5 protein-coding genes and 2 pseudogenes are annotated in these 8,446 nt (G+C 71.8%); 4 read left to right on the top strand and 3 right to left on the bottom strand.

Features of this window, described 5'->3' with window-relative positions; translation table 11 throughout:
• Nucleotides 1-244: 244 nt before the first annotated feature.
• Nucleotides 245-1,147, bottom strand: a complete 903-nt coding sequence (locus GEV07_30005; GenBank protein ID MQA06753.1) for an A/G-specific adenine glycosylase — start codon at nucleotides 1,145-1,147, stop codon at nucleotides 245-247.
• Nucleotides 1,148-1,296: 149 nt separating this feature from the next.
• Here GEV07_30005 and GEV07_30000 point away from each other — a divergent pair, with 149 nt between their 5' ends.
• Entirely contained in the window at nucleotides 1,297-2,004 is a 708-nt protein-coding gene (locus tag GEV07_30000) for a hypothetical protein (GenBank protein MQA06752.1), read from the top strand.
• 3 nt (nucleotides 2,005-2,007) lie between these two features.
• On the opposite strand, the gene disA is transcribed toward GEV07_30000, so the two are convergent.
• Nucleotides 2,008-3,078: a DNA integrity scanning protein DisA gene (gene disA / locus GEV07_29995; protein MQA06751.1), complete on the bottom strand. Its 1,071-nt coding sequence runs from the start codon at nucleotides 3,076-3,078 to the stop codon at nucleotides 2,008-2,010.
• Between the two features lie 92 nt (nucleotides 3,079-3,170).
• Nucleotides 3,171-4,658, bottom strand: coding sequence for a DNA repair protein RadA (gene radA, locus GEV07_29990; GenBank protein ID MQA06750.1), 1,488 nt, complete (start codon nucleotides 4,656-4,658; stop codon nucleotides 3,171-3,173).
• Between the two features lie 114 nt (nucleotides 4,659-4,772).
• Between radA and GEV07_29985 the strand changes: the two are divergent.
• From GEV07_29985 to GEV07_29975, 3 genes and pseudogenes are all read left to right on the top strand, one after another.
• Nucleotides 4,773-5,998, top strand: a pseudogene (locus GEV07_29985) (glycosyltransferase).
• Nucleotides 5,995-7,843, top strand: a pseudogene (locus GEV07_29980) (phospholipid carrier-dependent glycosyltransferase). Before GEV07_29985 ends, GEV07_29980 begins: the two co-directional pseudogenes overlap by 4 nt.
• 38 nt (nucleotides 7,844-7,881) lie before the next feature.
• A complete protein-coding gene (locus GEV07_29975; protein ID MQA06749.1) occupies nucleotides 7,882-8,313 on the top strand; it encodes a hypothetical protein in 432 nt (143 codons plus the stop codon).
• Nucleotides 8,314-8,446: the final 133 nt, after the last annotated feature.

Raw genomic sequence — 8,446 nt, 5'->3', positions numbered from 1 at the left:
CACGTGATCGTCGACCACCACATACAGTGCTGTCAGGAGGGTGTTCAGTTCTTTGGTCACACATCGATCTTGAACACCCTCCGCCCCACGTCTCCGCAGCCGCGCCGACCACACCCTTCAAGGAATCACTCATCTAGGCCCACGGCCCACCGCCCGCGATGCGTGCGGCCCACCACGGCTCGACGCCGGGCACTCTGTCCGGCCACTACGCCTGCACGCCTGGTGCGCCGGCTGCCGCCGCGGGTCAGGATGTGGGGGTGGTTTGGGGGAGGCGGTACCTGTTGCCGGCTAGGGGTTCGACCAGGCCGTCGGCTACCAGGCTGTCCAGGGCTCTCGCGCGCTGCACCTGGTCGTCCCAGGCGGTGGCTAGGCGGCGGGCGGTCACCGGGCCGGTGGCGTCGCGCAGTACCGCGAGCAGCCGGCCTCTGGCCTGCCGGTCGGTGCCGTCGTAGCGCTGGACGCGCCGGGGGCGGTCGGTCGCCGGGTAGCCGGCGCGGCGCCAGGCGCACTCGGTACGTACGGGGCAGCGCTCGCACGACGGGGACCGTGCGGTGCACACCAGCGCGCCAAGCTCCATCGACGCCACCGCCCAGGTCGCCGCCGCGGGGCCGTCCGCGGGCAGCAGGTCGGTCGCCAGCCGGCGCTCCGCCGCGGACGGGCTGGTGGCCGGGAACTGCTCACCGGTCACGACGCGGGTCAGCACCCGCCGGACGTTCGTGTCGAGCACCACGTGCCTGCGCCGGTACGCGAACGAGGCCACCGCCGCGGCCGTGTAGTCGCCGATGCCTGGCAACGCGACCAGGTCGTCGTAGTCGGCGGGTACGTCGCCGCCGTGTCGCTCCACGATCGCGCACGCGGCGGCGTGCAGCCGCAGCGCGCGCCGCGGGTAGCCCAGCCGGCCCCACGCGCGCACCGCCGCGGCCGGCTCCTCGGCGGCGAGGTCCGCCGGTGTCGGCCACCGCGCCACCCACTCCTCGTACGCCGGCAGCACCCGGTTCACCGGCGTCTGCTGGAGCATGATCTCGCTGATCAGCACCGCCCACGGGGACGCGTCCGCACGGCGCCAGGGCAGGTCACGCGCGTGCTCCGCGTACCACCTGGTGACCGCCGCCACCACGGCGGCCGTGTCGTTGTGCTGTGGGTCCATGCTGTGCACATCGTGGCACGGCACCCGGAACCGGCTGCCGCCGATGCCGCGCTGTGGCAGGCTTGCCTGCTGTACGGGCACCGGTGGAAATCCGGTGCCCTCGGCGTGCCGTCGCGGCGTTCGGCCGGCGCGCGTCTATCGTCGATTGCGTGGACACGCTGCGTAATCCCACTGGGCCGTTGCCCACGGGTACCTACTGGCGGCGGCGGCTCATCGTGCTGGCAGTGCTGTTGGCCGTCGTCGGTGGTGTGGTGTGGGCGTGTACCCGGAACTCGGACGCCGGTCAGAAGCCGGTGAGCGCCGCGAGCAGCTCGAGCGCGCTGCCGACCGTGCCGTCGGAGACGGCGACGCCGACCGTCACCGAGACCCCCGGCGCCAGCGGGTCGAGCAGCGGCACGCCCACCGCGTCCGGCTCGAAGAGCGGCTCCGCGTCGCCGTCGGTCAGCAAGCGCGGCGGCAAGACGATCTGCCCGACCGACGACGTACGGGTCAGCGTCCGCAGCGACCAGAAGTTCTACGCGGCCAACGAAGACCCGAAGTTCACCGTCATCATCGTGAACCTGCGCAAGTCCACGTGCTACATCGACATGGGCAAGGAAGCTGCGTACCTCAAGGTGATCTCCGGCAAGGACCGGGTGTGGTCGAACGTCGACTGCTCCAGGCGCAAGGCCGAGGACCTGCGCAAGTTCGCCAGCGGTGACGTATACACGTCCACCGTCACCTGGAAGCGCACCAGGTCCGCCGAGGGCTGCAAGAACACCGACATCGAGGCGAAGCCCGGTTACTACGTGGTGGACGCCCGGGTGGGCAAGGCCAAGCCGAAGGACCGCCCGGTCTTCGTACTGCGCGAGAGCTGACCGTCAGTGGAAGCGGTCCACGAGGGACACTTCCGCGATCCTGGACAGGCCCTCCCGTACCCCGCGGGCGCGTAGCTCGCCGATGCCATCCACGTCCTGCAGGTCGGCGACGCTCGCGGCCAGCAGCTCCTGCAGCGTGCCGAAGTGGTTCACCAACCGGTCGCAGACCGCCTGCGGCAGCCGCGGCAGCTTCGCCAGCAGCCGGTAGCCGCGCGGGCTGACGACGCTGTCGAGCACCTCGCTGCCGCCGAAGCCGAACGCACGGGTCACCGACCCGATGTCGAGCATCTCCGTGTCGCCGAGGCCCTCCAGGCCGGCCAGCACCACCGGGGTCAGCTCGGCCGGCTCGCCCGGGACGTAGTCGCGCACCACCAGGTCGCGGTCGGGTTCGATGCCTGCGACGAGCTCGTTCAGCTGCAGCGAGAGCAGCCGCCCGTCGGTGCCGAGCTCGACCACGTAGCCCTCGATCTCCGCGGCGATCCTGCGCACCATGTCGAGGCGCTGCACGACGGTGCAGACGTCCCGCACGGTGACGTGGTCCTCGATCTCCAGCGCGGACAGGCCGCGCGACACCTCGTCGTAGCGCAGCCGGTAGCGCTCTAGCGTCTGCACTGCCTGGTTCGCGCTGAACAGGATGGTCGCCGGGTCCTCGATCACGTGCCGGCGGTCGCCCACGTACAGCTGGATGATCCGCATCGACTGGCTGACGGTGATCACCGGCCGGCCGGTCTGCAGCGCGACCCTGGCCGCCGTGCGGTGCCTGGTGCCCGACTCCATGGTGGGGATGGACGGGTCCGGCATCAGGTGTACGTTGACCCGCAGGATGCGGCTGTGGCTGCTGTCCAGCAGGATCGCGCCGTCCATCTTCGCCAGCTCGCGCAGCCGCTGACCGGTCAGCTCGACGTTGAGCCCGAACCCGCCCGTGCAGAGCGAGTCGACGGTGCGGTCGTGGCCGAGGACGATCAACGCACCGGTGTTGCCACGCAGGATCCGTTCCAGGCCATCCCGCAATGCGGTGCCGGGCGCCACTGCGACCAACGTACTGCGTAGCAGGTCGCCGTAGTTCTTTGCCACGTGGTATCCGCCCCGGTTGCCATGCGTCGTCTCGTCGGGACGGTACTAGGTCGGCAATCCCTGCGGATGTGCGGGCTACGCGAGCCCAGCCGTCACGGCGAAATCGGTCGTAAGTGTACAGGCCGGGACGGCTGCTCCTCGTTGCCGCGCCGGCCTTGTCGGCGTGCGGTGGCAGGCGATGCACAGGCAGCCGCAGCGGTGCTACGGCTGGTGCCCGCGGGCACGCCCACGGCCAGCAGGGCGGACTCGATGTCGCCGACCTCGACGACCTCGATGCCGTCGGGTGCCGCGCCTGAGTCCGGCGGTACGAGCGCGCGCTGGAAGCCCAGCCTGGCCGCCTCCGCCAGCCGTTGCCTGACGTCGGGGACGCGGCGGACCTCTCCCGCCAGGCCGACCTCGCCGATCGCCACCGTGCCCGCGTCTACCGGCCGGTCGGTGGACGCGCTCGCCAGCGCGAGGGCCAGCGCGAGGTCCGCGGCGGGCTCGCCCAACCGGACGCCGCCGACGGTGGCGGCGAAGACGTCGCCGACACCTACCGGCAGCCGCGCCCGCCGCTGCAGCACCGCGATGATGAGCGCCAGCCTGGACGGGTCCAGGCCGGACGTGGTGCGCCGTGGCGTGCCCTGCGGACCGCCGGCGGTGACGAGCGCCTGCAGCTCGGCGACCAGCGGACGCCGGCCCTCGAGCGTCACGGTGACGCAGGTGCCGGCCACCGGCTTCGCCAGCCGGCTGAGGAACAGGCCGCTCGGGTCGGGCAGCGACGTGATGCCCTCGTGGCCGAGGTCGAAGCAGCCTACCTCGTCGGTGGAGCCGAAGCGGTTCTTCACCGCGCGCACCATGCGCAGCCTGGTGTGCCTGTCGCCCTCGAACGACAGCACGACGTCGACCAGGTGCTCCATCACCTTGGGCCCGGCGACGGTGCCGTCCTTCGTGACGTGCCCGACCAGCACCGTGGGGATGCCACGCTCCTTCGCCGCCCGCACGAGCGTCGCCGCCACCGTACGCACCTGGGCGGCACCACCGGCGACGCCTTCCGTGTCGGCCGCGGCGACGGTCTGCACGGAGTCGACGATCACCAGCCCCGGCTGCACGGCCTCGACCTGTCCGAGCACCGCGCCGAGATCGGTCTCCGCGGCCAGGTAGAGCCCGTCGGCGAGCGCGTTCACCCGGTCGGCGCGCAGCCGTACCTGCGCCGCGGACTCCTCGCCAGTGACGTACAGCGCGGTGGTGCCGGCGCGTGCGGCTGCCGCCGCCACCTCGAGCAGCAGCGTGGACTTGCCCACCCCCGGCTCACCGGCGAGCAGCACCGCCGCGCCTTCGACGAGGCCGCCGCCGAGCACCCGGTCGAGCTCGGGTACCGAGGTCGGGCGATGCCGGGCGTCCACCGTCGGCACGTCCATGATCGGGGTGGCCGTCATCGAGACCGGGCCGGCGGTCACCTTCCTGGCCGACGGCGCGACGCGGTGCTCCGCGACGGTGCCCCACGCCTGGCACTCGCCGCAGCGCCCCACCCACTTCGACGTCTGCCAGCCACACTCGCCACACCGGTAGCTCGGCCGGTCCGCTTGCTTCTTCGGCATGGTGAGCACCGTACGACCCCCCACCGACAGTCGCCGGCAGGCACGGCCGATCTCCCAGCGTCTTCCCAGGGCCGCGCCAGCTGCCGCCGAGGCTGGTGCCCAAGTCTTTGTTGCATGCACATGTCCCCGACAGCTACGCGTACGCCGTCGCCGCAGCTGGACATCGTCGTCCCGGTGCACAACGAGCAGGTGAGCCTCGACCGCAGCATCCGCAGGTTGCACGGCCACCTGCGCGAGACGCTCCCGTTCACCTACCGGATCACCATCGCCGACAACGCCAGCCTGGACGGCACCTGGGACGTCGCGTGCCGGCTCGCCACCGACCTCACCGAGGTTCGTGCAGTGCACGTGCCGCTGAAGGGCCGCGGCCGCGCACTGCACCTGATGTGGGGCAGCAGCGACGCCGAGGTGCTCGCGTACATGGACGTCGACCTGTCCACCGACCTGGCCGCGCTGCTGCCGCTCGTGGCGCCGCTGTTCTCCGGGCACTCCGACGTGGCGATCGGCACCCGGTTGGCACGCGGTTCGCGCATCGTGCGCGGACCCCGCCGTGAGGTCGTCTCGCGCGGCTACAACCTGCTGCTACGAACCGCGCTAGGCGTGACGTTCAGCGACGCGCAGTGCGGCTTCAAGGCGATCCGCGCCGACGTCGCAAGGGCCGTGCTGCCGCTGGTGCACGACCGGATGTGGTTCTTCGACACCGAGCTCCTCGTGCTGTGCGAGCGCGCCGGCCTGCGTATCCACGAGGTGCCGGTCGACTGGGTGGACGACCTGGACAGCCGGGTGGCGATCGTACGTACGGCGCTCGACGACCTGCGCGGCGTGGCGCGGCTCGGCACGCGCCTCACGTTGGGCAGGATCTCGTTCGCCACGGCGTTCCGCGACTTCCCCGCACGAGCGCAGAGCCGGCCGGCACCGATCGTGCAACTGGTCAGGTTCGGGCTCGTCGGAGCGTTCTGCACCGCTGCGTACGCGGCGCTCTTCCTCCTCCTGCGGTACGTGGCGCCGGCCCAGTTGGCGAACGTCGTCGCGCTGCTCGTCACGGCACTGCTCAACACGTACGCGAACCGCAGGTACTCCTTCGGCATCCGCGGCCGCGGCGAGCTGATCAGATATAGGAGCGTCAACAGGCACGCGGCCTGGTGGCGTTCGGGGTCGGGCTTGCGCTGACGAGCGCGTCGCTCGCGTCGCTGCACGCGATCACGCCGGCGCCTGGGAGGTACACGGAGCTCGGCGTGCTCTTCGCGGCGAACGTCGTAGCGACGGTCGTGCGCTTCGTGCTGTACCGCGCCTGGGTGTTCGGCGAAGAGGAAGCGATCAGCGCGCGAGGAGCGTCATGACCAAACGGCTGCCGTTGGTCACTCTGCTGCTCGCCACCGGCGTGCTCTACCTGTGGGGGTTGAGCACCTCGGGCTGGGCGAACGAGTACTACGCGGCCGCCGCGCAGGCCGGCGGCGAGAGCTGGCGGGCCTGGTTCTTCGGTGCCCTGGACCCGGAAGGCTTCATCACCGTCGACAAGCCGCCGGCGTCGTTGTGGGTGATGGGGCCTTCTGTGCGGCTCTTCGGGCTGAGCTCGTGGAGCCTGCTCGTGCCACAGGCGCTGCAGGGCGTCGCCGCTGTCGGCCTGCTGTACGCGACCGTGAAGCGCTGGTTCGGTACCAGCGCAGGCCTGCTGGCCGGCGCGGTGCTCGCGACGACGCCGGTCGCGACGCTGATGTTCCGCTTCGACAGCCCGGATGCCCTGCTCGTGCTGCTCCTGGTGGCAGCGGCGTACGCGGTCACCAGGGCCGTGGAGAGCGGACGCACCTGGTGGCTGGTGCTCGCCGGTGCGTTCGTGGGCTTCGGTTTCCTCACGAAGATGCTGCAGGCGCTGATCGTGGTGCCGGCGCTCGGTGTCGCCTACCTGGTGGCAGGACCGCCGAAGCTCGGCAAGCGGATACTGCAGCTGCTCGCCGCGCTCGCGGCACTGGTCGTCTCTGCCGGCTGGTACGTCGCGCTCGTCGAGCTGTGGCCGGCCGCGAGCCGGCCGTACGTCGGGGGTTCGCAGACGAACAGCATCCTCGAGCTCACCTTGGGGTACAACGGGTTCGGGCGCATCACCGGCAACCAGACCGGCGCGGTGGTGCCCGGCGGGAACCCGCAGCCTGGGGCGTGGGGTGCGACCGGGCTGACCCGGTTGTTCGGCGCGGAGATGGGCGGTCAGGTGAGCTGGCTGCTGCCGGCCGCGCTCGTGGCGTTGGTTGCGCTGGTGGTTTTCGCCGGCCGCGCACCGCGTACAGAAAGGACCCGCGCGTTCGCGCTGTTGTGGGGCTGCTGGTGACCGCGGCGGTGTTCAGCTTCGCGGCCGGCATCATCCACGCGTACTACACGGTCGCCCTGGCGCCGGCGATCGGTGCGCTCGTGGGTGTCGGCGCGGTCGCCGCATGGCGCCGCAGGGACTGGTTCGGCGCCGGTGTCACGGTTGCGATGGTGGCGTCGACCGGTGTGTGGGCGTGGGTGCTGCTGAGCCGCACGCCCGACTGGCAACCGTGGCTGCGTTACGCCGTCGTGGGCGGCGCAGTCGTCGCCGTGCTGTTGCTGCTTTCGATGCGCAGTCGCGTGCTGCCTGCGCTGGCGTGCCCGCGGCGATAGTGGCGCTGCTGGTGACGCTCGGCGGTCCGGTGGCGTACAGCGTGCAGACGGCGACCAGGTCGACCGGCGGGGCGATACCCAGCGCCGGCCCGGTGGCCGCCAGTGAGGTGTCTGGGCGGCCGGGTGGCCTGCGCGTCGTCGGGCCGGACGGCGGAGGCCGGCCGCCGCGAGGTGTGCCGGAGCTGACCGTGGGCGGCATGCGCGGCGGCGATGTCGGCGACGAGCTGAAGGCGAAGCTGTCCGCGGACACCGACGGCTACCGGTGGGCGGCGGCCACCGTCGGCGGCAGCCCGGCCGCCGCGCTGCAGCTCGCGACCGGCGAGCCGGTGATGGCGCTCGGCGGCTTCAACGGCACCGACCCGACGCCGACGTTGGCCGAGTTCGAGCGGCTGGTGGCCGCCGGCGAGGTGCGCTACTTCGTCGGCGACGCGGGCGGTCTCGGCCGCGGCGGTGACAACGACCAGCTCGCCGCGGTCCGCGACTGGGTCGCGGCCAACTACACCGCGACCACGGTGGACGGCCGCCAGGTCTACGACCTCGACGATCCTCGGTAGCGTAGGGACATCCGTCGTAGAACCCCTGGGAGTGCACGATGTCGCGCCGCCGCACCGAGGACGAGATCACCGTCGACCTGGAGGCCCTGGTGGCCGGCACGATCGCGCTGGCACGGGTGACCGTCGGCGTGACGGCGATGTGCTTCCCCACGGCCCTGGCGCGCCCGTGGGTCGGCGAGGAGACGGCGAGCGACCCGAACGTCCGCACGTTGAGCCGTGCGCTCGGGGCGCGTGACCTCGCGCTGGGCGCCGGTGCGCTGCGTGCGCTGGCACTACGCGGTGCGGGCGAACCCGGTGCGGAGGCGGCGTACTGGGTGGCCGCCGGCGGGATGTGCGACGCGGCCGACGCCGCCGTCACCGTGCTCGGCTGGCGCAAGCTGTCGCGCGCCGGCCGGTGGTTCGTGTTCGCCGCCGCGTCCGGCGCCGCCGTGGCGGGGCTGGCCGTCGGGCACCGGCTCAAGCACAGCTAGATGAGTGATTCCTTGAAGGGTGTGGTCGGCGCGGCTGCGGAGACGTGGGGCGGAGGGTGTTCAAGATCGATGTGTGACCAAAGAACTGAACACCCTCCTGACAGCACTGTATGTGGTGGTCGACGATCACGTG

This window comes from Streptosporangiales bacterium, from assembly GCA_009379825.1.
Lineage (GTDB): Bacteria > Actinomycetota > Actinomycetes > Streptosporangiales > WHST01 > WHST01.
The sequence above is the reverse complement of the archived record's forward strand: the minus strand, read 5'-3'. Positions and strand labels throughout refer to the sequence as shown.

What these genes read in the sequence shown, in the direction of transcription:
- radA (MQA06750.1), bottom strand. Translation starts at nt 4,658, where the DNA reads ATGCCGAAGAAGCAAGCGGACCGGCCGAGCTACCGGTGTGGCGAGTGT.
- GEV07_30005 (MQA06753.1), bottom strand. Translation starts at nt 1,147, where the DNA reads ATGGACCCACAGCACAACGACACGGCCGCCGTGGTGGCGGCGGTCACC.
- GEV07_29975 (MQA06749.1), top strand. Translation starts at nt 7,882, where the DNA reads ATGTCGCGCCGCCGCACCGAGGACGAGATCACCGTCGACCTGGAGGCC.